This window comes from Streptomyces sp. JLSY215 (assembly GCF_059682825.1).
The window spans coordinates 36,892-62,436 of sequence record NZ_CM185022.1 but is presented as its reverse complement, the minus strand read 5'-3'; the positions used below and the strand labels follow the sequence as shown (position 1 = coordinate 62,436).

Genomic DNA, 25,545 nt, shown 5'->3' with positions numbered 1-25,545 from the left:
GTCGCGTGCACCGACGTCAGGCACGCCGCCGGTTGCGTGCTGCCGCAATGCCCTGGGCATCGTCGGCCGGGGCTGCGCCGCTCAGCCCGGGCCACGAGTCCGCAGGGGCCTGCGAACGGGCAGCCGGCCTCCGGCGAAGGCAACCAGTGCAGCCAGGTAGGCAGCGGCCAGCAGCCAGCCGACGACGACATCGCTCGGCCAGTGAACACCCAGGTAGACCCGGGTGAGTCCGACACCGGTTGCCCACAGCAGAGCCAGCCCCGAGATGCACCGGCACAGGAGTCGTCGGGTGCCGTGGGCGGCGGCCCAGCACGCGAGCCCCGCGACAAGGGCGGAGGTGGTGCTGTGCCCGGAAGGCATCGAGAAGCCCGAAGCGTGCGTTGTCCAGTCGGCATGCGGTGGCCGCGGCCGGGCCACTACCAGCATCAGGGCCTGGCGCAGGCCCTGACCGAGCAGGAGTACGGCGAGGGCCGCGACCGCGCTGACCGTCCGTCCTCGTGCGCTGCGCCCGGCGAGGATTCCCGCGAGCGCGGCCAAGAGATAGGGCCAGACGCCGGTGCCGGAGTCGGTCCACGCCCGGGCCGCCGCCACAACCGCGTCCGGCCGGTGAGCCAGCGCCCAGGCGTGCAGCGCCCGATCACCGGGCAGCGGCCTCTTCCCGTCCACCGTAAGCACGGTGATCACGGTGATCACGAGCACGGCGCACAGCGCGGCACAGACCACCGCCACCCTCAGCCGACCAAGCAAGGGCCGGTGGGCATGTCGGTCCCCGCGCACATGACCGGCGGTGTCCGGCGCACTCATCGCATCGGCACCCGTTGGGGAGTGCAACCCAACGGGTATCGGGCGGCGGCCCGCTTGACGACGTCGCCGGCCAGGAAGGACGGCACCACCGCGGCCGGCACGGGCAGTTGCCGCCGTCCGGCCGTGCGGGCTCGCCAGCACGCGAGGATCATGAGGACGGCAAACAGCCCGAGGCCGTACTCGGGCCACACGGAGATCGCCGAATCCATTGCGGCGGGTGTGTGGTGAGCAAGGCGTGTCACGCCGGTGTGGAGACCGCTGTCATAGAAGCCCGGGCCGGGGGAAGCGAGCAGGCGAGTCAACCTACCTCTCCTTCGATGATGCTCCGGTCCCGGCGGGCGCGGCGGCTCCGCAGGACTTCTCGCGCAAGGGGGAGAAGGGAGAGGAGGACGATGAGGGCGACCAGCGGCAGCAAGTAGCGGTCGACGTTGGGGATGGAGGACCCGAGGGCGTACCCGGCGAGCACCAGGCCCACGGTCCACACCAGTCCGCCGATGGCCTGCCAGCGGATGAAGACCCACGCGGGGACATCAAGCGCGCCGGCCAGGGGATTGAGGACGGTGCGGACGACGGGCACGAAGCGCGCCAGGACGATGGCCTTCGCGTGCCCATACCGCGCCAGCAACGCCTCGGCGCGTGCGGCTCCCTCATGCAGGTGCCGGGACCGGCTGCGGGCGAGAATCATCCGGCCGCCCCGACGGCCGATCCAATATCCCGCCTGGGCTCCGGCCAGCGCCCCGCCGGCCGCCGCGAGGAGTACCTGCCAAAGAGACAGGTGCACCCCTGTTCCGCCGGGCACGCACAGCAGGCCCGCAGTGAAGAGCAGGGAGTCGCCGGGCAGGAAGAAGCCGACCAGCAGACCTGTCTCGGCGAAGAGGACGACGGCCACGCCCAGCGCGCCGAAGGCGGTCAGCAGCGACCCGGCGTCCAGGGCGTTGACCGCGAGCTGGCCGTGTGCGGCCAAGGCGCTGAATTGTGGGTACCAGGGCACGCCAGGCTCCTTCCAGAGGGCACGGGACGGCGGACCGCCCGCACTGTCTACAGCAATGTAGTCGGTCGACACAACTGTAGACACTGTCACGGGACAGTCCTCTCCGTGACCGAGGAGCGCGGCGGCCGCCGGTCGCCCGGCGAACTGGAAGCGAGCGCGGTCACGACAAGTGCGATGTGCATCGGTACGGCATCCCACCCTTGTCGTCTACAGTGCAGTAGACCGTCTACTTGCTTGTAGTCGCTTGGGTGGCACGGGCACCCGGCCGTGAGGTGAATCTGTTGCGTCTCACCATCCTGGTCGTCGAGGACAACCACGCCCTGCGGGACGTGCTGGTGCGCGGACTGCGTGGACTCCTGCGGTGGTGTAGGTGTGGCAGACGGCGCCGGTGATCTGGGTCTGGGTCATGCGGGCGGTGACGGGGATGCCGAGGTAGCGGGCGAACTCGGTGATGAGGGTTTTCGCGGTCGCTCCGGGCGGGACGAGGACATAGACGACGGGTACCGCGCTGTGGGCTGATCCGGGCGGGACTGGGTTCTTTCGGCGGTGGGCGAGGTGGCAGGCGCGGCCGACGTGGAGGAGTGCGGTCGTTTTCCCGGCTGCGGCGGGTCCGGTGACGATCAGGGAGGGCCGTGCGGTGGCCTGTTGGTGGCGTCCGAGGATCATCAGGGTGCGGAGCTGGGTGGCGAGGGTGCTGATGGCGGGGGTGTGGATGGTGACGAAGCTGGAGTGGTAGGCGAGGCGTTCTTCGAGGCTGCGGGGCGGGTCGTCGGGCTGGGGCGGTGTGACGGGGTCGGTGGTGGCGAAGCGCTGCCAGCCCTGCCAGGTGGTCAGCGGCCAGGACAGCTCAGCCGCACCGCTGTCGCCCGCGCCGAGTGGTGCGCTGCTCGGGTTCGGCGTCCTGAGGTGTGGAGTGTTCACCACTTGTCGGCTTCCTCGTAGGCGTCGTAGAGCCCGAATCCGGTGACTGTGGCGCGGCGGGCGTCGTCGTCGGGCAGGTCGTCGAAGTCGTCGATGCTGTTGTCTTCGCCCCACTGCGCCGGGGCGCCGACGTGGTGGCCGGTGTCGTGTTCTGAATGTCGGGCTGCGGGGAGCGCGACCACGTGCTGACCGCGGGCCGCCATCATGGCCGGACCCTGACCTTGCGCAAGGGCTCCAAGGCCGCGATGAGCTCACACTTCGTGCTCCTGCGCGTCCGCCTCGCGGGCCGGCGGCCCCAACCTCCGCGGACGGCACGATCCCTCTGGTCTGGCTGATCGCCCAATGGCCCGAGGGTGCGGACGAATCGGTCAAGTACTGGATCTCGAACCTGCCGGCCGACATCCCCGCCAAGGACCTGGTGCGGCTGGCGAAGTCCCGGTGGCGGATCGAGCACGACTACCGCGAGCTGAAGACTGCACTGGGGCTCGATCACTTCGAGGGCCGGTCGTTTGACGGCTGGCACCGGCACGTCACCCTTGTCACCGCCGCCCACCTGTTCCTGACCGAACAGCGGAGGAGCCTAAAAGTCCCTGCCAGGGCCTGACCCTCTACCAGGCCCTGGACCTCCTCCAACACCTGCTGGCCACCTGGACCGGCACCTGCCCCACCTGCCACCAACCCACCCCATGGCAGCCCTACGACACCACCTAACAAAGCACTACGAGGCATCGGCGGTGATCTGGAGTACCACGCCGACACCCTCGCACTCGCTGACCGGACGCACCCCGCCGAGGTAGACGTCCTCGTGGCCAAAGACCGGTCCGGACCAGCACCCCGCAGACTCACCGTCCGCTGGTAGACAGCAGGGCACAACCGCACCGTCCCCGACGCAGGGCACCGACGAGAACCCCTGGCGCCCGCGACCCAGCCCAGCGCCATGTGTCCGGATATGCTCAGACGGCCGTCTGATGTGCATCGGCGTTAGCACCGAAGACCACCCCGCAGAAGAGGCCCTTGTAAGCGACCGGCTGACGTCCGACCGCCCTCCCCGACCGCCACCTGCCAGCCCGGTCCTTCCTCACCGGAGACCGACATGACCGAGCAGCGCGCAGACAAGCACCTCGGCATGCACAACGACTGGTGGCCCAGCGGATGGCTTCACATCCTGCCCCGCAACCAGAGCCTCTTCCTCGTCATGATGATGTCCTCAGCCGCTATGAACCGCCTTCACGGCCCCTCGAGGGCGTCGTCCGAGTCCTGTTCGGCGGCGATGTCACCGGCGTCTTCGCCGGCGTCGGGAACAACTTCGATGCACCCCTGCAATGGCTGGAGCCCGAAGACCTCGAGTATGCAGACACAGAACAAGAGCGCGCCGAGTGCCGGTCGGATGCCGAAGCTCAGCAGGCCCGGACCGAGAGCATCTTCCGGGAGGCCGGCATCCCGATGCCCACGACCCTCCGCGAGCGGGCCGACACCATGGTCCGCCCGCCGGGCGTGAAGGAGTGACCTGCGAATTCCGACGCACCGTTCGCGCGACGGGGTGCCCGTTGCGGGAACGGTGCGGCCGTGCGGTGGTGTTCGGATGAGCCGGGCCAGAGCTCGGAACGGCCCAGGCCCGGACGTGGGAGTCGCTCACATGCGTGCACGCGTCGTGTGGCGGCCGTGTCTCAGGGCAGCAGAGTGTCGAGGAAGGAGTTGGAGAACACCCGAGCCGGATCGTAGGAGTTCAGTGTGTCCCGGGCGGTGCGCCAGTCGGTGAACGAGGCCGGCACGGTGGTGCCCAGCGTGGAAGGGTCCGTCCACGGCCCGCTGTCCGTGTAGGCCCAGCCCTTCGACCACTCGGGGCGCACGGTCGCGTACGAACCGCTGTAGGTCTGCCAGATCCATTGCTCCATCTCGCGGAAGAAGGGACCCGCGCCGGGAGTGCCGGGATAGGTGGCGAAGTCGAGCCACACCACGGTGTCCCACTCAGGGCGGTCGGGACGGGCGCGGGCCGACGAGAGGAGGGGACCGTCGAGGGGGTCGACGCCGGTGATGCGCAGCTCGATCGGGCCGTTGACGGGGTACGAGCCGCGGCTCTGGTGAGCTTCCAGCACGCTCCGGTAGTGACCGTAGAAGTCGCTCACCACTCGCTGCACATTGGCCCGGGAGGTCAGTACCGCCCAGCCGGCTTCGACGATCCGCAGTGTCGTGGGTTCGACGTACAGCAGACTGTTCTTCGACCAGCCCCAGACGTCCCAGGTGCCGGTGACGATCAGCCCGGATCCGACGATGGACATGGCGAGCTTGGTGAAGGCAGGTGTCTTGTCGCCCCCGCCCGCGGCGATCTCTCCGAGCAACGCCGACATGTCCTCGGTGACACGGTTGGCGAAGGTGTAGGGGTAGGGCGCGTCGATCTGTTTGGCCAGCAGGGGCTTGGTCGGAGCCACACTCCACACCTTCAGCCACGGCACATCGGTGAACGGGAACCAGATCGCCTCGACGCGTCCGGTGCCCGCCAGACAGGAACTGATCGTCCGGCCGCCCGTGCCGGGGGGTCCGAAGACGGTGGCCACGTTGACGTCGTACCAGTTCTGGCAGCGCAGGCGGGTGTTGGTGGCGGCCGTCATGGTCACTTCGGTGATGAAGGCGCGGCCCAGGTGGACGAGGAAGGCGCGGATGTCGGGGTCGGAGCGGGTGAAGGTCCTGAGCACGTAGCGGCCTTCCGCCGCGCTCCACACCACGGCCGTGAGAGAGGTGACCAGAGAGCTCAGGGTGCCGAAGCCGGAGCCCGCGGGCGGGTGTTCGGTGGTGGTGGGCAGTCCGGTGCCGTGGCCGCCGATGGCGAGCACCCCGCCGATGGTGAGGTCGCCGGGCGCAGTGGTGGTGGCGAGGCCGAGCCCCGACTCTTCCAGGCGGGCGAGGATGGTGTCGAGGGTGGCTCCGGCCTGGGCGGTGACGCTTCCGGGGCTGCCGGCGCGCACACTGACCGCGGTGAGGTGGGACGTGGTGTCGACGATGACCGTGCGGGAGGTGTCGGCGCCGGCGGGTACCACCAGCGGCGACCAGGTGTGGCCCTTGCCCCGGGCCCGGATGCGGTAGCCGTGCTCGTGGGCCCAGTTTGCGAGGGTCACCGCGTCGTCGGGGGTACGGGGCGAAGCCGTCCAGACGTTGTCGACGACGATCTCCAACGACCAGTTGCGAAAGGCCTGTTGGGCGAGGGGGATGCCGACGGGAAAGCCGGGCGGTGGGGTCAGGGTGGCCGCGGCGCTGCCCGCGGGGATGCGGTGGGAAGGCCGTAGGCCGGCTGCCGCGGCGAGCCCCGCAGCGGCGGTCGCGGTCAGGAGCGTGCGGCGGGTGAGGGAGGTTCTTCGAGCGCTGTCCTCGGACATGGCTGTCCTTCCGGCACGCGGCGCGCCGCCCCGCTGCACCGCGCACGGGTCGTAGGAGTAGGGCCGAACGAGCGCCCCGGTGCGGTGGGGTTGCCGGAAGCGTAGGGTGACGGGCCATCAGTCGCAATGCCCGTGCCGTGACGGGCGGGTGCGGGTCGGAGAGCCGAAGAGTGAGTGGGCTGCACAAGCCTGCTCTGGCCGGATCTCCACCATTCGGCGTCACTCGAGGCCACTTGACATCACAGGGCGTCACGGGATGTCACCAGACGTCACTCGGCGTCGTGTCAGTGGCTGGGTGGCGCGGTGTCATCAGAACACTCCGATTGCCTGCGCCGCAGGGGGATGTCATAGCCGGACGTCGCCTCAGGACCGAGATACGCCAAGCTGAACGGACGGCCCGCGCCATCCCCGACCCGCTCCGCAGGGCGGCCGTCGTGAGCCGATCTGGCCGTAGTCGTGAGGCGATCTGGCCGTAGAGGCGGCAATCGTGCGGCTGCCGCGCGCTCGTCGCACCACGAGCACGGGAGCAGCCGCCGCTCGTGGTGCGGGTGCCGGTGGCCCGCGAACCCATCCCGGCTGGTCCGTCCGTCTTCCTCGCCGGGCCCACCCCCGATAAGAGCGCGCCGGTCCCGTCCTGGCGGCCCGAGGCCGCACGGCTCCTGGCCGAGCAGTGGACCGGTGAGCAGTCGTTGACTGTCCTGAGCCCCGAGTCCCGGAACGGCGAGCGCGCCCGACCGCTACGAGACCCAGGTCGACCGGGAGACCGCCGCACGGGCGGCAGCGAGCGCGATTCTGTTCTAGATTCCCCGCGACCGTCGCACCCTGCCGGGCATGACCACGAACGTGGAGTTCGGTCTGGACGTCAGCAGCGGTCGGGCGGTCCTCGGCTGCCCGCCCGACTGCCCCCATCCGGAGCGCAACAGGTACCTGATCTACGTGGCCCACCGCCACTGCGTCCCGGTGTGCACCACCCTGACCGACACCGCAGCCGCGGCCCTCACCTTGGTCACCGCGGCAGGCACTCCACTGGTCCGGTAAAGGGTGTGCGGCCTCATCGAACTCCTTGCCTGAGCACTCCGCGACCGCGGCCGCGAGGTCGGAGTCGAGCACCTTCACGCCCATCTGCCGCGTGTCCTCAAGACGCCCGCCAGCCCCCGTCGCATCGCCATCGGATGTGCAGGCGGTCGCCACAGAGTTGTTGACCGGGCTAGCGAGCGACACTCCGGGGGCCACACGCATGACCTGCCGGAAGTTACCGCCTCAGCCGATGCCAAGCCGCCGGCGTCACGGGGTCCAGGAATCGCTCACGGCGACGTGTTGGGGCATCCCGTCTGGAGGAGGCCGAGCGGTTCGCCTCTGTTCTGGCGCAGCTCCGGGCCAAGACGGGCGATCTTCGCGGAGCGCAACGTGCCTACCTGGATCTCGCCGATTCAGGAGACACGACGGCTCTTCCCTCGCCGGTCAGCCTCGCACTGATCGCCGGTGACCACCGTGGAGGGGGTTCTCATGCTCCTTACCGCTTCACGCATCACCTCCGCGCTCCTCGGCGCGGCCGCTCTCACCGCCACTGCGGTCCTTCCGGCCACGGCCGCTGGCCACGGACACGGCGTTCCGTCCCACCGCTCGGCGGTAGTACTCGGTGCGATCCAGTACGGCAGCCCCGGACGGGACGACCGCTCCCACCGGAGCCTGAACGCCGAGTACGTCACGGTGAAGAACACCGGCCACCGGACGGTCAACCTCCGCGGCTGGACCCTGGCCGACCGCGCCGGACACACCTACCGCTTCGGCAACTTCCGCCGTCGCGGCCACTCCCAGGTCCGCGTCCACACCGGCATCGGCCACGACAACCGCCGGGACGTCTTACAGGGTGGCGCGATGGCGTCTCGTGGCGAGTGCCGGCTGCGCGCCGGGCCACCACCCTGCCCACAACCTCTCCAACACGCCGAAAGGGCCCATCAGTCCAACTGATGGGCCGTCGCCGGGAGGCGCGCTGTCAGGGCTGGTTCACCCGTGCGTCCCGACGGTCTGCTCGGTGGCAGCCTCGTCGCGTGGTTCTGGCGTGCTGGTGGAATCGGCGATGCTGCGGGGTCGGCGGGTCGGGCCGGGGCCGAACGCCCCGACGGCGAGTGCCACGACCGCGAGCCCGGCGGCGCTCCACAGCAGCGGCGTGATGCCGGCCGCTTCCACGATGGTGCCGCCGAGGAAGGCGCCCAGGGCGATGGCAGCGGTGAAGACACCCACGTAGAGCCCGGTGATGTGCTCGATGCGGTGAGGTGCGGACTGGGTCATCCACAGCTGGCCGGCCACCGACAGCCCGCCGTAGGCCAGGCCCCACAGGGCGATGCCGACACCGGCGACGCCGATGTTGGTGCCGAAGAGCGCGAGCAGCACGATCGCCACGCTGATGCCTGCCGCCAGACTCAGCACCGTGGCCTGGGCGCGGCGCGCTGCCAGGGCGCCGGCAGCGAAGTTACCGACCAGTCCGAAGAGGCCGTAGACCAGCAGGAGCAGGAGCAGGGCGATGGCGCCGGGCGACATGCCCGTGCGCTCCTCGAGGACCGGCCGCACGTAGGTGTAGGCGGCGAAGTGCGCAGTGACGAGGAACACGATCAGCACCAGGCCGACGGCCAACGAGGCGTTGCGCAGCAGCGGCTCGCGACTCGCCTGGGTGCTCGCGTCGACCGGGGCGGCCGGGCGGGGCAGGCGGGGCAGCACCAGCAGCAGCCCGGCGGCAAGGAGCACCGCGGCGACGGACAGTGAGGTGAACGCGGCACGCCACCCGAAGGCGTTGCCGACGAGGGTGCCCAGGGGTACGCCGACGACCGAGGCTGCCGCGACCCCGCCGATGGCGAGGGACACGGCCAGTGAGGCGTTGCGGGGCGCCACGAGCCGCGGCGCGACTGCGGCCGCCAGGCCCCACACCGCGCCCATCCCGATCCCGATGACGACCCGGGAGACGACCAGCAGCCCAAAGCCGCTCGCCGCGGTGGTCAGCGCGTTGCCGGCGGTCAGCACCAGCATCGCCGCCGCCAGCACCACGCGCCGGTCGAGCGCACCCACCACGCGTGGGACCAGGGGGGCGGTGACGGCGGTCACCAGGCCGGTGATCGACAGGCTGAACCCCGCGAGCCCCGCGGAGATCCGCAGGCCGTCAGCCATGGGGGTCAGCACGCCGACCGGCAGCATCTCTGACGTCACAACCACGAACGTGCTCAACGACAACACGGCGACCGCCACCCACTGCCACGGCGTGGTGCGAGCCGAATCGGAGCCGGTGTCCTGGACCGGTGCATCTGAAGCCATGGCGCCAGCCAAACAGCGCGCCAGGACGTGATCAACAGCGATTTGCTCAACGGTCGATGAGCTAGATTGATCAATCGTCCGCCGAAAGGGATGCGATGAACCAGGTCCATGTCCAAGAGATCGAGTGTCTGCTGGCGCTGGCCGAGGAGTTGCACTTCGGCCGGACGGCCGCACGTCTGGGCTGTTCCCAGAGCCGGGTCAGCCAACTCGTCTCCGCCCTCGAACGACGCGTCGGCGTGCGGCTCGTCGAGCGCACCAGCCGGCGCGTGGGACTGTCCCGGTTCGGTGCACAGTTCGTCGACGAGGTGCGTCCGGCCTACGGGGCGCTGGTCACCGTGTTCGACCAGGCCCGTGAGCGCGCCAGCCGCGGCGCCCTGTGCCAGTTGCACATCGGCTTCCACGGCAGCATCTACGAGGAAGTCACCGAAGCCTTCCGCCGGCTTCGCGCCCAGCACGAGGTCACGATGGCGCTGAGCGAGATCCCCCTGGGCTCGCCGTTCTCAGCCGTGCTCGACAGCCGGCTGGACGCCGCCGTGGTCGAACTCCCCGTCAGGGAGACCGAACTGACCGTCGGCTATCGCTTCCCGCCGCAGGACCGGCTCCTCGCCGTCGCCTCGTCCCACCCGCTGGCCGGCGACGACCGCGTGCACGTCGAGGCGCTGGCCGGCCTGGACATCCTCCACCCGACCGGGGACGCCCCCGACTACTGGATGGTCGCCCGCGTGCCGCGCTCCACCCCCGCGGGCGCACCCATCCGCTCCACCAGGGGGATCACCAGCGTCCAGGAGGGCCTCGCGCTGGTCGCCGCCGACGACCACGCCATGCTGGTCTGCCGTCCGCTGGCCGAGCGCGCCACCCGCGGCGACGTGCGCTACCTCGTGATCGACGGCCTCGACGCTCCCTCGCAGATGGGCCTGATCTGGCGCACCGACCGCGCCACCCCGCAACTGGCCACGCTCGCCCAGCTCCTCCACGAGGAGGTCACCCGGGCCAAGTTCCCCAAGCCACTTCCCGTGTGATCCGGCCCTGACCCGGGACGGGGCCACCTGACGAAGTGGGGGCCGTGCCTTGCAGCCGCTTTCCGGCCCGGCACAGTCGGTCCCGTAAGCGGCGGAGAGGTGCCATGCGGCTTACGGGACCGACCGAGGGGAAGTGTCATCGGCGGCGTCGTCGTTCAGGGGATCTGACGGGTTTTGATCACGTGATGTCGAGGGTGGCCGGCGGCCGGGTGACGTCGCGTGCGTGGTGGCGGAGGCCGGCGGCGATGCTGGTGTGTCCGGTGAGGCGGAGGGCTCCCAGCGCGAGGTTACGCAGGGAGGCCATGGCTCGGGGAGCAGTGCCGGTGCGTATGCGTCTCGACAACGACATCGAGATCGCTGAACGTGCCGACCAGGTCCTGGTCTATGACCATCCCGTCGGTAAGGACGGCCTGCTCTGGTGCGACCTGCTGTCCTGGTGGCAAGAGACCCAGGGCATCACCGACCCGGAGAAAGCGACCCGGACCCTATTCCGCCGTATGGCAAGGTCCCTGCCGCCTGAATCCAAGGGACGGATCAACCTGTTCTGGCTCTACCACAACATTCACAGGGACCACCTGAGCGATGTACCCGCTCTCCTATGGCTTTGTTCATCTCTAGGAACAGCATTTGTCGGCGGGTTTCGGAGGCAGTTGGTGATCAACTGGCTCGTGAAGCCGTGGAGGAAAGACGGCACTGTGAGGGCCTCGAACGTGGGACGGCCAGCTGCCCGTCAGGGCCGCTGGTCGTCGAGGTAGGTAACGGCAGAGGTCAGCCGGCCTTCGCGGGTTCCTCAGCTCGTGCTCGGGTGCTGGCCAAGATAGGCGTCGGGCTCGGCTCGGTCCATGGCTGTCTGCGCCTGATCGAGGGCGCGTCGGGTGCCGGTGCGGTCCTGCGCTACGCCGTGGATGGCTGCCTGCCGGGCCAGGCCGACGGAGGCGAGTAACCGTACGGACCATCAGCAGGCTGGTCCTGACCGACCGCAGGTCCGGCTCCAAAACGGCGGGTTAGCGGTGGGTGAAGCGGGTGGTGAGGGTGACGGTGGTGAGGCCCTTGATCATTCCGGCCTTGTTCCAGCCCATGCCGAAGTCGTTGCGGTCGATGGCGACCTCGCCGCTGAGGGTCACGTCGTTCGGGCCGTTGGCAGCGGCGCGGGCGGTGAAGGTGAGCGGGCGGGTCGTACCGAGCACGGTGAGGCGGCCGGTGACCTTGGCGGTTCTGTCGCCGTCGGCGACGACGCCGGTGGCGGTGAAGGTGAACGTCGGGTACCTCTCGACATCGAAGAAGTCCGCGGAGCGCAGGTGGGTGTCGAGCTTGGCCTGCTTGCTGAGGATCGACGCGGCCTCGATGGTCAGCGTGCCGTGCGCGGAACCGGACGCGGGGCTTGATGCGGCCGGCGCGCGTCGGGCGACCGTCCTGGGGCGGCCGGTCCAGCACATCGGCTCCCCAGTGCTCGCTCTCGATCGCGTGTGCCGTCCTGAGCCGGCCTCCTGGCTGGTTGGGTGTGCCGAGCGCTTCGGCGATCCGGTCCGCCGCCACGCCGCGACCGCGGATTCAGCCGGCCGCCTGGCCTGCCTGACCGCGGGGGCTGCGCGCTAGTCTTTCGATCATGCGTATGAAGATCGTTGGAATAGGGGCAATGGTGAGCGTGGGCCTGCTCGCCACGGGGTGTGGGGGTACCCACTCGAAGAGTGCCAGGCCGGAGCCGTCCATCAGCCAGCTGCCGAACAGGCTGGATCGTCCGGGTCCCCGCCCGGAGGGCGAGCTGCAGCCGTCGCCGGCCGCCGACGCGCCGTTCGCGGCGAACCTGGAGTACGAGCTCCGCAAGAAGACCCTCGCCTTGGCCAACGCCACAGGGGAAGTCACCGCCAAGTGCCCCAAGGACGTGGGCTCGAAGAAGGGCACCTCGGTCGTCTGCACGTCCCACTACAAGGGCGCGGAAGTGGAGTGGGACGTCAAAATTGGTGACAAGTCGGGCTGGTCGGACAACTATGTCACCTACACCGCGACCCCCCGCAACGGGATCATCGCGAAGGAGGGCGTCCAGCGGATCATCTTCGGCAACGGCGGCGACTCCGTCGATCACATCCAGTGCAACGACATCCCCGAGGCCGTCGCAGTGCCCATGGGCCCCACCCAGTACACGTGCCAGGAGGTCATGAAGGACGGGAAGCTGTACTACCCGCAGCCGATGCGCGCCACCGAGGACGGCCCGCGGGCGTACTGAGGCGCCCGGGTTCGCAGGAGAGGTCCGGACAGGACGAACGACAACCAAGAGCGGCCGGCACCGCGCAGACTGCGGCACTCCCTGACCGGAGCCCGGCGGTTCGAGGTCGGCCCGCTGGACCTCGATGACGCCCGCCGCCGGTACGCCGAACCCGGATACGGGGCCACTCCCCAGCTCGGCGAATTCCTGCACGGCTACGGCGAGGCGACCCTCGCCGGGGTAGTCGCCCAGGAAGTCGGCGGGATCAGCGTGCCGGCCCGCGTAACTGACCACACCGAGGGCCTCGCAACGCCCGCCGTCTACGGCATCGCAGTGGACACCGTCATCGGCTCCACGATCGACGAGGCGGACATCTTCGCCCGGCGGATCACGCAGATGCGGTCCTACCTGGGCGCATACACCGGAGCCTTCCGCGAGGGCGACGTCGTCTACCTCTCCGGCCGACTGGTCCACGTCAACGGCCCGGACAAGGACAGCACCTTCGGCATCGAGCTGACGCCCTGGTCGGCCGCCGAGTCCTTCCTCGCCACCCTCGCCCGCTGACCGAGCGGACTTGGGGGAAGACCAGTCGAGCGGCGGGGCATACAACGCAGGCCCGGTCCTCCGACCGTCGGAGGACCGAGCCTGGCGCGTACTCGTAGCCGAAGGCCGCCACGGTTGGGCTTCGGGACACGCTGCCACTTCTTCCGGGTCACAACTCCCGAAATTCGGCCGTCTTCAGGCTCTTCGCGCTGCGGCCGCGAGACCGCCGGCCCGGGCTCGCACGTAGGGAAGCGGTGGTCTGCCAATTAGGGCGTGTATCGAAAGTGGATCTTGAACGTGAGATGATCTCGGTTCGTGGCACGTGGAGATCTGACGGATGCGCAGTGGGCTCGCCTGGAGCCGCTGCTGCCCAAGGGCAAGAAGCCGGGACGTCCGTCGATCTGTACGAGGCGGCAGCTGATCGACGGCATACGCTGGCGGACCCGGACGGGGACGCCGTGGCGAGATGTCCCGGAGTGGTACGGGCCGTGGGGTCGGGTGTACGACCTGTTCCGCCTCGGACGCTCGCGTGGCGGTCTGACCACCAAACTGCACCTGGCCGTCGAACAGGGCCAGAAGCCCATGTCGATCGTCATCACGGCCGGACACTGCAGGGACTCCCCGCAGTTCGAGCCCGTCCTGGAGGCGATCCGTGTGCCCCGCACCGGGCCGGGCCGACCGCGCACCCGGCCCGACCGGGTGCGTGCTGACTAGGCGTACGCCTCCCGCAAGAATCGCGCCTACCTGCGGCAATGCGGGATCCGCTGCACGATCCCGGACAAGGGCGACCAGGCCCGCAACCGCAAGAAGCGCGGTTTCCGCGGTGGCCGGCCGCCGAAGTTCGACCCGGTCGACTACCGCGAGCGCCACGCGGTCGAGTGCGGCATCAATCGCCTCAAGAGGCATCGGGCCGTGGCCACGAGATACGACAAGCTCGCGGTCCGCTACGAGGCGACCGTCCTCGTAGCGGCCATCAACGAGTGGCTGGGATTGAGGGGCCCCGCTGGTCTTACACGCGCTCCACTGGGACTGCGCAGGCCGCAGCGATTGCAGCGGTGTCCACCGCCGACCAGGCCGGGAAGTCATGGGGCAGATAGCGCCACTGGCAGCCCATCCGGTGCTGATAGAAGATCGCGTTCACTGCCTCCCGCAGATCGCAGGACCCGGGATCTCCGGTCGCTGACTACGCCACCCTCTCCTGCTTCCAGGCCGTGATCATCGGCTCGATCAACGCCCACTGCTCGTTTGCTAAGTCGCTCGGGTACGGCTCTCGCTTCATGCCCCGCATCCCAACATGGACATGCCCAGCAGGCGGCCTGTGCGACGATCAGTACCACGATCGAGCGATTACGAACCGAGGAAGATCGGACTTAACGTCCACTCAGCCCGTCCGACACAGCGCAGATCATTACTGCGTTCGGCGGACTGACGACAGCCGTTGGCCTCAGCATCGCAGGCGTTCTGAAGGCACTTGCTCTCCATTGTTCATGCGCGTACCGACATGGTGCGCGCCCATGAATGTCTTCCGCCAGGGGAGGGAACAGCGGTACCCGACGAAGGCGAGCCGACAACATGACGGCTAACCAGCGAGGCGGCCGACGATGGCGTCGTGCATGGTATCGGGCTTGCTCGCTGGCAGGGCGCCGTGGAAGTCGGCGCCGCCCAGTGCGGCTGCAGGAGCGCAGCTCATACCTCGCCAGCAACTCATGATGGTCGGAGTGGATCTGAACAGGCCGTTTGTGCACGGCGGGAAGTGGCGGGGGGCGTGCGCTACCGCTGGGCGGAGCATGTCACCGGCTGGCCTGCTGCTCCCTTCTTTTGGTCCAGAACGCGGTCATCGCCTTCCATCAGGAGGCAGTGCGCCACGCCTTTGCCAGTAGGCACGACCTTGAGGCGTGGAGTGTGCCCGCCGTCCTCCCGTACGCTCCATTTGGCTCCGCTCACCTTGGCCGGCACGCTTACCGCGCCGTTAAGGCCATCGACGTAGTCGTGCCTGACGGATTGCAGGTTGCCTCCTTCGGTCCAGGCTTTGTACGTCACGTCGGGACTCTTGGCACCGCAAGCCGTCAGGAGTCCGCAGGCGACAGCCAGCCCTGCCATCGTGGTGATGAGCTTCGTGGCTGCTGGTATGGGGAATGTGGGCATGACGTGGCCTCTCGGTCAGTGAGTTCGCTTGGGTGTGGGGTCGGGGAAGGATCTGTCGCCGAAGAGGACTCGGCTTGCCGCGGCCCGGCCGAACGGTGTACGTAGCAGGGTGAATCCCGCTGCTGCTGTGGCAGGCGTCCGTACGTGGGCCAATGCCCGGCGCAGCATGAGTCGTCCGCGGAAGTGGGGGCGGAGTGCGGCTCCGTCGTAGTTGCTCATCGTGTCCGGTTTTCCGGTGCGCAGCGCGTCGTCGAGGACCTCGGCTGCGAGTTTCGACTGCCGTAGGCACGGGTCCAGGCCGCCGGCGGTGAGGGGGGAGACCGCGCCTGCTGCATCCCCCACGAGAAGGCCGTCGGCGCAGCTGATCCGGCGCAGCAGGCCGCCGACGGGTATGGGGCCTGCGCGCCGCTCCACCGTTTCGGGACGTTCGGTGCCGGTCAGTCCGGGCGCTGAGGCGCTGAACCGCTCCATCGCATGGCGAAGACCGTCTGGATAGCGGTCGGCATAGCCTGCGACTCCGACATGGGCATGTTGCCCGTCGTTGATCACCCAGGCCAGGTAGCCGGGGGCGAGTGAGGGGTCGAGTACGCAGTGGAATGTCGGTGGCTGGTCGCTTCCGGGTAGTTCGAAGACCTCTTCGGCGCCGACGATCAGGTGGTGGTTGCGGTCGAGAGCGAGGTCGCGGGCGACTCTTGAGCGGGCCCCGTCGGCGCCGACGATGAAGCGGGCCCGGACCGTGGTCGGTCCGTCGCGACCGGCCAGGTGGAAGGTGTTGCCCTGTCGGCCGGCGTTGTGAAGTTCGGGGAACCTGCCACTGAGATGTCCGGCTGCGCATGTCACTTGCGGGAAGCCCTCTATGCGCTGATCAGCGGCTGTTTTACCTAGCTGATCACGATGTCAACATCCCGAATTTCAAAGTGACATGAAGCCGTATCGGTCGGTGTCACCTTCACCAAACCTCCTTCTGCAGAGTTCTGCCATGGTTCCTTCGTGAGGACAGGCCAGCGTGCGGTGGCGACCAGAGAATCCCAGTGGCGGCCACTGTCTACCTGCTGGGCGTCTCCACCTGCTGCGCTGTCCAAGGTGACATGGTCATGGCTGCTTTCTCGGCTATGACTGAGCCGACGGCCCCCAAAGGCACTGGCGGTTGCCTCATGGAGTGCCGGTGCGCACACCGTCATGTCTTGTACAGCAGTTGAAAGCGGGCTCCTTGTCTGTCCACTGATCGTAAAATGGTTGGGTGACGACCGGTTCTGCCTCTCCTTACTCGACTGGTGGTGGCGGTGTCCGGCTGGAACACCGTTACGCGGCGACGCTGCTCGCTGCTGTCCTGACCGAGGATCCGGTCAGCGAGCTCGGTGATGACATCGTTCCCTGTCTCGTGCGGTTGCAGGCGAGTGACATCAGCCCGATTGATGATGTCGTCCTGGAGGGCCGCACGGCCGATGGCCGGGGGCGTCGGGTCTCGATCGGAGTGCGCAGGGATCCTGCACTGACCACGAGCGATACGGCTTCGGTGCCGTTGGTGCGGTCCTTCCTTCGGATCGTGACCGAGCACTGGGAGCAGGCCGCGGCGGGGCGCTGGAGGGTCGCGCTGGCGGTCGGCGTGTCGAGCACCGCCGTGCGCGAGACGGACGCGCTGGCACAGATCGCGCAGGCCGTCTCTTCCTCGCAGGAGTTCCGCGAAGCCGTTGCGCGGTCGGCGGCAACGAACGGCAGTGTGCGGCGACGGTTGACGCATCTGGATGCCCTTGTGGCCGCGGCTGCCGATGGAGAGGCCGCGTTCTCGCAGGTCGACGCCAGGGAGCTGACGTGGCGGTGGCTGTCTGCCTTGCGGGTGCGGCAGCTACGGCTGGAAGGCGTGGATGAGACCGACCGCACCACAACGGTCTCGGCACTGCGGCGGGTGGTAGCGGACGGCGCCACCGAGACCGCGGACAAGGTGTTCGCGGCGCTGGCCGAGCTGACCGGCGCCTGGGCTTCGTCCGCCGCGCGCGTCGATCAGGCGCTGGTGCGCCGTGCGCTGAGCGGATACCCGTTGAACAGGTCGGCGTCCTACGAGCAGGCATGGTCGTTGCTGGACGGACTGGCCCGCCGTCTGCGCGAGGGGATCCGGGCCTACCTGTGCGCCGGTGAGGTGCGCCTTGAGCTGGAGCGTGCCGAGGAACGAACGCGTCTCGCCGGTGCCATGACGCACGCAGGCCGAACCGGGACTGCCCTGGTGGTGACAGGGGAACCCGATGTCGGCAAGTCCGCGCTCACCCTCCGCACCGCCGAACAGCTCGCCGACGAGGGCGCGGCGGTGGCCTCGCTCAGCCTGCGCGACCTGCCCTCCTCGGGGACGCAGGTCGAGCACCTCTTGGGACGGCCGATGGCGGATGTGCTGGCGGTAGGGGAAACCCGCCCGGTACGGCTGCTTGTTGTTGACGGCGCGGAGGCCGTTCTCGAAGGCTGCCGTGACCTGCTGCGTGAGCTTACTGCGGCCGCCTTCCAGGCCGGGCTCGGCGTGGTTGCCGTCAGCCGCACCGATGGGGCGAAGCGGGTCCAGGAGGTGCTGCAGACCGCCACTTCACTGGCAGGCTGCACCGGCGTACCGGCCGAGCATGTCGTGGCCCGGCTCACCCAGGCCGAGCGCCACCGGCTCGTTGAAACCTTTCGGTCCCTCATCCGGCTCAGCGCTGACACGCGAGCCGAGTGGCTGGTGGGCCGTCCCGGCCTGGTAGACGTCCTGCTACGAGCCGGAACCGTGACTGAGGCGAGTGACCTGCTGTCCGAGGCTGACGTGTTTGCCGCGGTCTGGAACGGACTCGTCCGCAACAATGAGGAACGTCCGGCTGACAGCGCCTCGCCGGACGACCGCGAACAGGCGGTCCTGGCGGTGGCCCGCCGCGTACTCGGCACACCCGAGGGCATGGCGCCGGGCGGTGGAGTGTGGGCGCAACTGCGCTCCGACGGAATCCTGCGGGCACCGGCCAATCCCGCACTGGCCGCAGGCGACGAATTCGCCACCGACCTTATCCGCGACTTTGCGCTGTGCCGACTGTTCCTCACGGACGGCTGGCAGCCCCTGTACACCGCCGGAGCACCACGATGGACCGTCCGCGCTGTCCGGCTCGCCTGCCAGGCCAAACTCCTCGTCGGAGATCGGGCAGCCGCCTGGCGTGCGCTGCGCCACGAGTTCGACCAGCTCAGCCAGGCTGAGGGGGAGCGGTGGGCCGAAGTCCCCATCGAAGCGCTGCTGACCCTTGGCGACGCGCAGACGGTCATCGAGCACGTGTGGGACGAACTCGCCGCCGACGACTACCGCGGCCTGCAGACCCTTTTGCGCCTAGCGCACCTTCGCTACGTCACGGGAACCTTCGGAGATCCCTTCGCACTCGCACCGGTTGTTGCCGCCACCTACTGCAGCGACCGCGACCTTGGACAGCGCAACCGCTACACCCAGCGCGGCATGGGCGAGACCATCCGCAAGCTCGTCCTGGCGTGGCTGCGCGGCATGGCCCGTGACCGCCACGGGCCCGATCCGCTGCGCCAGCAGGTACGTGATCGCATCCTTGCCGCAGAGCCGCCGCGCTACGACGAGTTCGCGGTCGAAGCACTGGCCACGCTCGGCCCCGACACCGACAACCCCACCGAACAGTGGCTGCGGGACACGGCAACCAACGACCCCTACCGGCTGCAGTCGGTCATCGAGTCGCCTGGAGCCGTTATCAGCCTGGCCGAAACCCACCCGCGGCTGCTCCTCGACCTCACTGAGGCGTACTACATCGAACACCCCGACCCGGACGACATGCCCGGTGGCCTGCACGACAACGGCATCCGCGACCTCCGGCACGGGTTCGGTTTCGGCCCTCCGTTTGCCGCCTGGTACTACGGCCCGTTCTTCCAGCTGCTGAACAAGCTGCCTGCCGACACCCTCGACATGATCAACCGGATGCTCGACCACGCCGCAGCCATTCGCGTGCAACCCGCGCGGTACCGGCCTCTCGGCGCCGCCCCCAGAGGCCCTGGCACTGCCCCGGACGGCATCGACTTCGACATCTCCGGCATCGGCACGCGGCACTACGTCGGAGACGAACATGTATGGGGCTGGTACCGCGGCTCCACCGTTGGCCCATACCCGTGCATGAGCGCGCTCCTCGCCGTGGAACGGTTCGCTGACCACCTCCTCGGCCAGCTGGATATTCCTTCCAAGGCAGTCGTGCAACTACTGCTGCGGGCCTGCAACAACCTGGCCATGCCGGGGCTCGTCGTCGGCCTGCTCATCCGCCACCGTGACGCTGCCTCGGACCTGCTCGACCCGTGGCTTGCCTCCCCGGACGTGTGGGCGCTGGAGTTCACCCGCGTCACCGCGGAAGGCCACCTCCACGTACAAGGGGCCGACCCCGACGACGTGGTCGGCCGAGACCGGCGCCGCCTCAGCCCGCGGGACGTCGCCGCGGAGATGACCCTCCGCGCCATGCTCGCGGGTGACCAGGCACGCCTCGACGCACTCGCCGCCATCGCAGACCAACTCCTCGCCCACGCACAGGCGGCGGTCGCGGACGATAACGGCGACCAGCTCATCGTCGTCCAGGGATGGGCGTCAGTCTTCCGGCCCGAGAACTACCCCGCCCACCGCGCCCCGGACGGCTCGGTCGTGGTGCAGTACGAGCCGCCTGTCCCGGTGGCCGAAGCACTCGCCCCCTCGGCAGCCGACTTCCAGGCAGGAAACGAAGCACTACGCCTGGAGCTGACCTACACCGACCACGACCGCCACCCCGACGGATGGCCGGCAGACACCCTCCTGGCCGATATCGCGCTCGCCCGGCAGTTCGCCGCTAATCCGCCCGCCAGCGGGCCCCTGCACCCCCAAGACCCCCTAGCAGCCGTCGCAGCCGCCGCCATCGTCAGTCACGCCCGCGCACACCTTGCCGTCCCGGATGACGCCCTTCGCTGGGCAGCCGACACCGTCCTGGCCGCTGCCATTACCCCGCGCCTCGACGTCATGAGCGACGAAGGGACGACGTACCCGATGGCAGCCGACCGCGCGGCCGCCAAAGCCGTCCCCTCCCTGTTGCTTGCACCGTTTGACCAATTCGGCCTCGACACGGCCCGCATCCAGGAGGCCCTCACCGCGCTGGCCACCAGCCTGTTCGACGAGGTCCGCACCGCCCTCGTCGCCGGCTGCGCTCCCGTCTGGAACGTCCCCTGCCCAGGCACCGACGACACCGGCTGCGGCCGGCACGAGCCCTTGTGGGCCGCAGTCCAAGCGGGACTCGGCGACTGCCGCCTCGGCCCGTGGAACCAACAAGCCCAGCGCCGCCAGCCGCAGTTCCTATCACCCCCCTACACCGACACCCTGCGAGCCGTCCCCGCCGACGAACTGCTGGTAAACCGGCTCGCCATGCCCATCGCCTGCACCGCCGCGGCGCGCAGCACCGCCTGCCTGACGTCCCGGACAGCCGCACTGCTGCCCGTCTTGCTGGAGGCACACCGCATCGGCGTCGACCACTGGATGGCCCAGGGCTACAGCGGATATGACCAAACCCCGCGCGAACTCGTGGCTCGCGTCCTCATCGACCTCACCGCTCAAGGCGAAACGGAACCGCTCACCGCGCATCTGCAGACCTTCGCCACCAATGCCAACGCCCTGCACCACCTGCTGCAGGACTTCGCCCTGCTGTTCACCTACGATCCACAGCTGCGCGCCGTGCTACCAATCGTGTGGGCGCATGCACTGAAAGTCACGCTCGATGCCCTGGACGCAGGCGCTGACCTGTACGCGAACGGCCACTGGGCCGACTATGCCCTGGGCGCTCTCCTGCCGGCACCACAGCTCCGCCCCGCCGACACCAACCCTGACGACACCCTCGAGCGTGCCCGCCGCGACTGGCTCACTCCCAACGCCCTGAGCGGGCTGGCCGAACGGTGGATCGCCGTTGCCGACGGTGAGCCCAAAGCAGCCGACGCACTGGCTCAGTATGCCCGCACCGCTCCCTATACCTGGCAGTGCACTACAGGGCTCACATGGCTCGAACGCATCATCAATGGCCGCTACGACGCCTTCGCCAACCGCTGCTGGTTCGTCACCCACTGGCTGACTGAGATACGCGAGACAGCAACACCCTCTGCCCCCACGCTGAGCCACTGGCGCCGCATCGTCGATGGTCTCTCCACGGCCGGCGACAGCCAGGCCGTCGAGCTTCAGCGGATCGACGAATAGCGCGTTGGCCCGGCGTGTTTCCCACCCAGCCAACGAGCCGTTGGTCAGGCTGGAGCCTGACCCTGCTTTGGGCGGCCGCAGTCACCAGGTCGGATTACGGCGTGTACTGAAGGCGATAGGCCGGGAGCAAGGACAAGCGGCAGTCGCCCCTGCTTGACCGTCAGCGCTCCGGTTGATGAACGACATGCGGTCCGGCGCTTGGCGGGCGGAACGCGCAGCCTCGAGTACGCGAGCATCTTGCTGCGGACCGGTTGTCAGTGGCAGCAGTTAGCCTTCACGGTCATGAGTACTGTGCGCCGTCCGGCATCTGAACTCCCCAGTGACCCGGCCCACTTGCGGTTGATCTACACCCATGGACACCCTGCCGTCCCCTACGAGGACGAGGACACGCTCGAGCACTGGCATGTCTCCATTCGTGCCTTCCATGATGAGGAGGAGGAATGCGAAGACGGTTGCACGGAAGCCTGCAACCGGCTCGTCAAGGACGGCAGTGAGGTGGGCTATGTGGGGCTGTGGCGGCTGCGCGACTATACCGGGGTGGACCGCTGGATGGTCGCGGACGCCGAGTCGGGTGACCTGGAGAGCATCGCCGCTGCCGTCCTCGACAACCGCGAGTACTCGGCAGCCTTCGAGGAGGCCATCGAGTGCCCAGTGGGGGATCTGCTCATCCTGGACCGGGTGTTCTTGGCCAAGCCCTGGCGCGGATTCGGCCTGGGCCCGGTGTTCGCGGCAGAAGCCATCCGCCGGCTGTCTGGCGGATGCTGCGCGGTGGCTGCCGAACCCGGCATGGCCGAATGGCCCGATAACAGGGAAGAGGTGACCGCCGCCTACCGCGCCGCGGCGAAAGAGAAGATCGCGGCCCTATGGGAGTCGATCGGCTTTCACGCCTTCCAGCGTGGCGTGCAGCTGCTGGACACCAGCCTGCAAGAACCCGTCGACCTGCACCGGCAGCGCAGAAACGACCTCGAAGAGCTCGCCGCCGCCTACCAGGCCCACCTCAGCGGCCGGTCCGCCACGCCCACTACAAAGCCCCAGCTGGCCCCAGCCGCGCCCCTCCCGGCCCCGTCCCCTGCGCTGGCCGACGCCCACCACCAGCCTGCTTCAGGGCCGATGGTGGCGGTAGCGGAGGGCGGTGACGGGCTGGCGGCCGCTACGAGTCTGTCCGACCTTCAGCAGGACTGCGCGACATCCGGCTGGAGCCGCAGTGATCGCGCGATCGCCCTGCAGGCGGCTGAGCAGTCCACCAGCGACACCGACCTTCGCGATCTTGCCGCGGAGGTCGAGGGCGCCCACTTCGGCCTGCGCGATGCCTGGGCCGCCGCGCTCACCTTCCCCGGCCGCTGCTTCAATCTGCACCCCTTCCGTCAGGACCCCGCCAGGCTGGGGCCGCTGGCCGACGTGTGGGTGTACGGCTCCAATCTCAACGGCCGCTACCAGGGCCGCTCCCATGCTGTGGGCGGAGACTGCCAGCACTCCCGCCCCCTTACCCCGCGCACGGAACGGATGACACTGGCCCAACTCATCGAACTTGGCAGCTTCTGGGAATGGAACGGCCCCGGCTGCGCCTTCTGCCACGGTTGGTCGGGACAGCGTCTGACGCCTGCCCAACACGCGCACTACCTGAGCGTGGCCGACGACTATCCTCACTGACCCGCATGGCACCACACGTCAGGGGCCGACACACCGTGTGTGGGCCCCAGCCGCGGACGGTCTGCTGCGGTGCGCACCCGCCCCACGGGGGCGCCGTCGGCATGCGCGCACGGCTTGGCGTCACACTCGCCGCCGATTCCTCTCGATGAGAGGGGACGCGGGGATGGAGATCACTCGTCGGTAGGACGGCTCATCGAAGGGCGCGCGCGGCTATGCCTGGGCCCCGCGGGCCACCGGCGGAAGCTCATGAACGGCAGAGAGGCTGTACGGGGTGCTTGGGGTCAGCGGGAGTAGTCGGCCGGAGTGACGCGGTTGCCAGTGACGAGGCCGACGATGATGGCGCGGTCGATGGTGGCGCCGGTAGGGCGGTGGGCGGTGGTCCAGGTCAGCTCGTTCAGGCGCAGGGTTCCGGTGGTCTTGCCAGTGAGGTCGAGTACGAGGAGCTGTCCGAACGGGGCGTTGGTGTTGGTGTATTCCGCGGCTTGCTTCGGGTAGTGGCCCTCCAGATAGGAGGGGGTGTTGTCGGTGGCGTCCTTCTTGATCTCGGTCAGGTAGCGCAGGGAGCCGAAGTGGACCATGACGTCGGCGCGGCCCATGCCGACGTCGACGGTCTCGACCTGGACAATGCTGTGCAGCTGGCCTGACTGGAGCCAGTGGTGGAAGTCCCGCTGCAGGTCGCTTTCCAGGGGTTCGCGTTGCCCTGGCCCGCGCTTGCGCCGGTAGTCGTAGGGCGGAATCGTCTTCCCGTCTGGGCCCTTGGCGCCGGGGCCGAGCAAGTTGGTGCGAGTGAGGTCGATGCGGCTCTTGAGGAACCGCAGGGTCTGGTCAACCAGCGCGGTGAAGGTGTGACGCACCTGACCGGTGAAGTGGGGGTGTGTGGACAACTGCGCCAGGATCTCGTCCAGGAGGGGGACGATGACCGGGTCGGTGGCCTGCAGTCGTGCTGCGTCTTGGGTGTAGGCGAGAGCCTCGACCTCCGCGAGTGCGGCGTCATCCAGGTGAACGGCGATGTCGGCGGCCTTCTGCGGCCCCAGGGCCAAGGTGAGGAACGGGGCGAGGCGGAGCAGACGCGTCGTGGCCCCTCCAGGGTCCTCGCTCTCCTCACCGCTCTCAGAGGAACTGCTCGCGCCGGAGGACGTCGTGGCGGTGCGGGCCTCGATACGCGCGAGTACCGCGGCCGCCGTCGCCGAGTCCAGCCCTCGTGCGGGTTGCTGCTCAGGGTGGGTAGCCGCGTGCCGCAGCGCGGCGAGGAAGCTGTGCTGGCGTAGGAAGCCGTCTTCGATGGCCGGTTCGATCAGCGAGGCTAGGCCGGTCAGGTCCTTGTCGCCTTGGCCGACAGGCCGCACGGTGCGGGCGGTCCGGTAGACACCGAGCACGTAGTCCAGCGCCTGCCAGCAGTCCATCCACACCGGCTCATCCAACAGGGCGCTTGCGGAGCGTAATTGGAGTAGCAGGTGACTCCATGCGGCCTCAGCGGCACGACGTGGTTGCAGCCACGGCGGCTGGTGGGTGCCATGCAGCCACGCCGACTGCTGCTCGAGTGCGCGTTCCAGGGCGTCGGCCGCGTCGGCGACCTGGGCGGCATTGCCGGCGGCGAACCCGAGCAGCGCGTCACATACCGCAGTGTAGGCATCAGCGTCCTGGCGGGCTTCCACCGCGGCTGCGGTGGTCGCGAACAGGCGCCGAGCCTGAGCGAGATGACAGGTGACCTGGTTGAGATCACCGCTGGACAAGGCGCTGCGCAGACGGTCGCAGCCCAGCTCGAACCAGGCATCAGCGTCGGCTGCTTCGTCCTGGGACAGTTGCTGCAGCAGATCGCGGATCGTCGCAGCGACGGTCTCCTCACCCGACCAGCAGTCCAGGACGACGCCGAGCAGTCTCGGCATGCGTTCGAGAAAGTCGTCCGGGCCGTCCAGGGGAAGTTCGTCCAGTGCTTCCCACACCCGGTAGGGGGAGACTGCTTGCGCAGCGGCCAGCCGCACGGCGCCCTCTAGACGGGCGGCCGCCACCAGCGGGGTTGTGTGCACCGCTGCAGCAAGGTCGTTCAGCAGCGCGCTGTTCAACTGCTTCGCCCAAGCGCCGGCCGCGGTCGGGCTGCCGAGGAGTGTCTGCAGCACGCCGGTCAGGTGCAAGAAGCTGCCTTGACCGGCGAGGCCTTGAGGGAACGCTGCTGCTGCGGTAGTCCACTGGGTGTCGCAGCGTTCGAAGGCATCTACGATCGCCTCCGCGAGCAGCGGTGCCATCGGTCCGGCGGCAGCCACCTTGGTCTGGTCCGCGACGGCCTCGCAAGACAGGGCGAGGGAGGGGAAGGTGATCGGCGTGCCCTGGGCGGCCAGCGAGCCCAGACGGTCCATCAAGGTTTCGGTCACAACTCCTCTCCTTCCCCA

General features: G+C 68.9%; 21 protein-coding genes and 4 pseudogenes. 12 read left to right on the top strand and 13 right to left on the bottom strand.

What is annotated here, in order from left to right; all coding sequences use genetic code 11:
- Nucleotides 1–81 precede the first annotated feature (81 nt).
- The 5 genes from AC5677_RS00280 to AC5677_RS00260 all read right to left on the bottom strand — a co-directional run bounded on the left by AC5677_RS00280 (nt 82) and on the right by AC5677_RS00260 (nt 2,922).
- On the bottom strand, nt 82–666 hold the full coding sequence (locus AC5677_RS00280) for a phosphatase PAP2 family protein (protein ID WP_497192940.1): 585 nt from the start codon (nt 664–666) through the stop codon (nt 82–84).
- A 134-nt stretch (nt 667–800) separates the two neighbouring features.
- On the bottom strand, nt 801–1,106 hold the full coding sequence (locus AC5677_RS00275; RefSeq protein WP_497192939.1) for a hypothetical protein: 306 nt from the start codon (nt 1,104–1,106) through the stop codon (nt 801–803).
- Nucleotides 1,103–1,795: a DedA family protein gene (locus tag AC5677_RS00270; protein ID WP_497192938.1), complete on the bottom strand. Its 693-nt coding sequence runs from the start codon at nt 1,793–1,795 to the stop codon at nt 1,103–1,105. Before AC5677_RS00270 ends, AC5677_RS00275 begins: the two co-directional genes overlap by 4 nt.
- Before the next feature lie 288 nt (nt 1,796–2,083).
- Complete coding sequence (locus AC5677_RS00265) at nt 2,084–2,719, bottom strand: TniB family NTP-binding protein (protein WP_497192937.1); 636 nt, start codon at nt 2,717–2,719, stop codon at nt 2,084–2,086.
- On the bottom strand, nt 2,713–2,922 hold the full coding sequence (locus AC5677_RS00260; RefSeq protein ID WP_497192936.1) for a hypothetical protein: 210 nt from the start codon (nt 2,920–2,922) through the stop codon (nt 2,713–2,715). Before AC5677_RS00260 ends, AC5677_RS00265 begins: the two co-directional genes overlap by 7 nt.
- Here AC5677_RS00260 and AC5677_RS00255 point away from each other — a divergent pair.
- Nucleotides 2,911–3,320 (top strand): annotated as a pseudogene (locus AC5677_RS00255) (transposase); the annotation flags it as partial. The gene AC5677_RS00260 and the pseudogene AC5677_RS00255 sit on opposite strands and share 12 nt — an antisense overlap.
- Nucleotides 3,321–3,856: 536 nt before the next feature.
- Entirely contained in the window at nt 3,857–4,222 is a 366-nt protein-coding gene (locus tag AC5677_RS00250) for a hypothetical protein (protein ID WP_497192935.1), read from the top strand.
- A gap of 161 nt (nt 4,223–4,383) precedes the next feature.
- Here AC5677_RS00250 and AC5677_RS00245 read toward each other — a convergent pair whose 3' ends face one another.
- A complete protein-coding gene (locus AC5677_RS00245; RefSeq protein WP_497192934.1) occupies nt 4,384–6,087 on the bottom strand; it encodes a cholesterol oxidase substrate-binding domain-containing protein in 1,704 nt (567 codons plus the stop codon).
- Nucleotides 6,088–6,918: 831 nt separating this feature from the next.
- Here AC5677_RS00245 and AC5677_RS00240 point away from each other — a divergent pair.
- Together AC5677_RS00240 and AC5677_RS00235 are read left to right on the top strand one after the other, a co-directional pair.
- Nucleotides 6,919–7,125 carry a hypothetical protein gene (locus AC5677_RS00240; RefSeq protein ID WP_497192933.1) on the top strand — a complete coding sequence of 69 codons (207 nt, stop codon included), beginning with the start codon at nt 6,919–6,921 and terminating at the stop codon, nt 7,123–7,125.
- Between the two features lie 468 nt (nt 7,126–7,593).
- Nucleotides 7,594–8,058: a lamin tail domain-containing protein gene (locus AC5677_RS00235; RefSeq protein WP_497192932.1), complete on the top strand. Its 465-nt coding sequence runs from the start codon at nt 7,594–7,596 to the stop codon at nt 8,056–8,058.
- A gap of 36 nt (nt 8,059–8,094) precedes the next feature.
- Here AC5677_RS00235 and AC5677_RS00230 read toward each other — a convergent pair whose 3' ends face one another.
- The gene (locus AC5677_RS00230) at nt 8,095–9,393 is read right to left on the bottom strand and encodes an MFS transporter (protein ID WP_497192931.1); all 1,299 of its coding nucleotides are present in this window, start codon (nt 9,391–9,393) and stop codon (nt 8,095–8,097) included.
- A gap of 95 nt (nt 9,394–9,488) precedes the next feature.
- On the opposite strand from AC5677_RS00230, the gene AC5677_RS00225 reads away from it, so the two are divergent.
- Nucleotides 9,489–10,412, top strand: a complete 924-nt coding sequence (locus tag AC5677_RS00225; protein WP_497192930.1) for a LysR family transcriptional regulator — start codon at nt 9,489–9,491, stop codon at nt 10,410–10,412.
- 178 nt (nt 10,413–10,590) lie between these two features.
- Here AC5677_RS00225 and AC5677_RS00220 read toward each other — a convergent pair whose 3' ends face one another.
- Nucleotides 10,591–10,716, bottom strand: coding sequence for a hypothetical protein (locus AC5677_RS00220; RefSeq protein WP_497196965.1), 126 nt, complete (start codon nt 10,714–10,716; stop codon nt 10,591–10,593).
- Nucleotides 10,717–10,741: 25 nt separating this feature from the next.
- Between AC5677_RS00220 and AC5677_RS00215 the strand changes: the two genes are divergently transcribed.
- A complete protein-coding gene (locus AC5677_RS00215) occupies nt 10,742–11,167 on the top strand; it encodes a hypothetical protein (RefSeq protein ID WP_497192929.1) in 426 nt (141 codons plus the stop codon).
- Nucleotides 11,168–11,217: 50 nt separating this feature from the next.
- A complete protein-coding gene (locus tag AC5677_RS00210; RefSeq protein ID WP_497192928.1) occupies nt 11,218–11,355 on the top strand; it encodes a hypothetical protein in 138 nt (45 codons plus the stop codon).
- Nucleotides 11,356–11,416: 61 nt separating this feature from the next.
- On the opposite strand, the gene AC5677_RS00205 is transcribed toward AC5677_RS00210, so the two are convergent.
- Nucleotides 11,417–11,848: a YceI family protein gene (locus AC5677_RS00205; RefSeq protein ID WP_497192927.1), complete on the bottom strand. Its 432-nt coding sequence runs from the start codon at nt 11,846–11,848 to the stop codon at nt 11,417–11,419.
- A gap of 176 nt (nt 11,849–12,024) precedes the next feature.
- On the opposite strand from AC5677_RS00205, the gene AC5677_RS00200 reads away from it, so the two are divergent.
- The 3 genes and pseudogenes from AC5677_RS00200 to AC5677_RS00190 form a co-directional block, all read left to right on the top strand.
- Nucleotides 12,025–12,636: a hypothetical protein gene (locus AC5677_RS00200; RefSeq protein ID WP_497192926.1), complete on the top strand. Its 612-nt coding sequence runs from the start codon at nt 12,025–12,027 to the stop codon at nt 12,634–12,636.
- A 249-nt stretch (nt 12,637–12,885) separates the two neighbouring features.
- Nucleotides 12,886–13,179 (top strand): hypothetical protein, encoded by a 294-nt coding sequence (locus tag AC5677_RS00195; RefSeq protein WP_497192925.1) that lies wholly within the window; start codon nt 12,886–12,888, stop codon nt 13,177–13,179.
- A 294-nt stretch (nt 13,180–13,473) separates the two neighbouring features.
- Nucleotides 13,474–14,145: pseudogene (locus tag AC5677_RS00190) on the top strand (IS5 family transposase); the annotation flags it as partial.
- 73 nt (nt 14,146–14,218) lie between these two features.
- Here the strand turns inward: AC5677_RS00190 and AC5677_RS00185 are convergent.
- From AC5677_RS00185 to AC5677_RS00175, 3 genes and pseudogenes are all read right to left on the bottom strand, one after another.
- Nucleotides 14,219–14,437, bottom strand: a pseudogene (locus tag AC5677_RS00185) (transposase); the annotation flags it as partial.
- A gap of 491 nt (nt 14,438–14,928) precedes the next feature.
- The gene (locus AC5677_RS00180) at nt 14,929–15,198 is read right to left on the bottom strand and encodes a hypothetical protein (protein ID WP_497192924.1); all 270 of its coding nucleotides are present in this window, start codon (nt 15,196–15,198) and stop codon (nt 14,929–14,931) included.
- Between the two features lie 120 nt (nt 15,199–15,318).
- A pseudogene (locus tag AC5677_RS00175) lies at nt 15,319–16,092 on the bottom strand (FAD-dependent monooxygenase); the annotation flags it as partial.
- 451 nt (nt 16,093–16,543) lie between these two features.
- On the opposite strand from AC5677_RS00175, the gene AC5677_RS00170 reads away from it, so the two are divergent.
- Nucleotides 16,544–21,508: a hypothetical protein gene (locus AC5677_RS00170; protein WP_497192891.1), complete on the top strand. Its 4,965-nt coding sequence runs from the start codon at nt 16,544–16,546 to the stop codon at nt 21,506–21,508.
- Between the two features lie 282 nt (nt 21,509–21,790).
- The gene (locus AC5677_RS00165) at nt 21,791–23,158 is read left to right on the top strand and encodes a hypothetical protein (RefSeq protein WP_497192892.1); all 1,368 of its coding nucleotides are present in this window, start codon (nt 21,791–21,793) and stop codon (nt 23,156–23,158) included.
- Between the two features lie 281 nt (nt 23,159–23,439).
- Here the strand turns inward: AC5677_RS00165 and AC5677_RS00160 are convergent, their stop codons facing one another.
- Nucleotides 23,440–25,527: a hypothetical protein gene (locus AC5677_RS00160; protein ID WP_497192893.1), complete on the bottom strand. Its 2,088-nt coding sequence runs from the start codon at nt 25,525–25,527 to the stop codon at nt 23,440–23,442.
- Nucleotides 25,528–25,545: the final 18 nt, after the last annotated feature.

Excerpts from the sequence above, each read along its gene's own strand:
- AC5677_RS00235 (WP_497192932.1), top strand. The coding sequence starts at position 7,594 with ATGCTCCTTACCGCTTCACGCATCACCTCCGCGCTCCTCGGCGCGGCC.
- AC5677_RS00225 (WP_497192930.1), top strand. The coding sequence starts at position 9,489 with ATGAACCAGGTCCATGTCCAAGAGATCGAGTGTCTGCTGGCGCTGGCC.
- AC5677_RS00215 (WP_497192929.1), top strand. The coding sequence starts at position 10,742 with ATGCGTCTCGACAACGACATCGAGATCGCTGAACGTGCCGACCAGGTC.
- AC5677_RS00230 (WP_497192931.1), bottom strand. The coding sequence starts at position 9,393 with ATGGCTTCAGATGCACCGGTCCAGGACACCGGCTCCGATTCGGCTCGC.
- AC5677_RS00260 (WP_497192936.1), bottom strand. The coding sequence starts at position 2,922 with ATGATGGCGGCCCGCGGTCAGCACGTGGTCGCGCTCCCCGCAGCCCGA.
- AC5677_RS00245 (WP_497192934.1), bottom strand. The coding sequence starts at position 6,087 with ATGTCCGAGGACAGCGCTCGAAGAACCTCCCTCACCCGCCGCACGCTC.
- AC5677_RS00240 (WP_497192933.1), top strand. The coding sequence starts at position 6,919 with ATGACCACGAACGTGGAGTTCGGTCTGGACGTCAGCAGCGGTCGGGCG.
- AC5677_RS00165 (WP_497192892.1), top strand. The coding sequence starts at position 21,791 with ATGAGTACTGTGCGCCGTCCGGCATCTGAACTCCCCAGTGACCCGGCC.
- AC5677_RS00205 (WP_497192927.1), bottom strand. The coding sequence starts at position 11,848 with ATGTGCTGGACCGGCCGCCCCAGGACGGTCGCCCGACGCGCGCCGGCC.
- AC5677_RS00200 (WP_497192926.1), top strand. The coding sequence starts at position 12,025 with ATGAAGATCGTTGGAATAGGGGCAATGGTGAGCGTGGGCCTGCTCGCC.
- AC5677_RS00220 (WP_497196965.1), bottom strand. The coding sequence starts at position 10,716 with ATGGCCTCCCTGCGTAACCTCGCGCTGGGAGCCCTCCGCCTCACCGGA.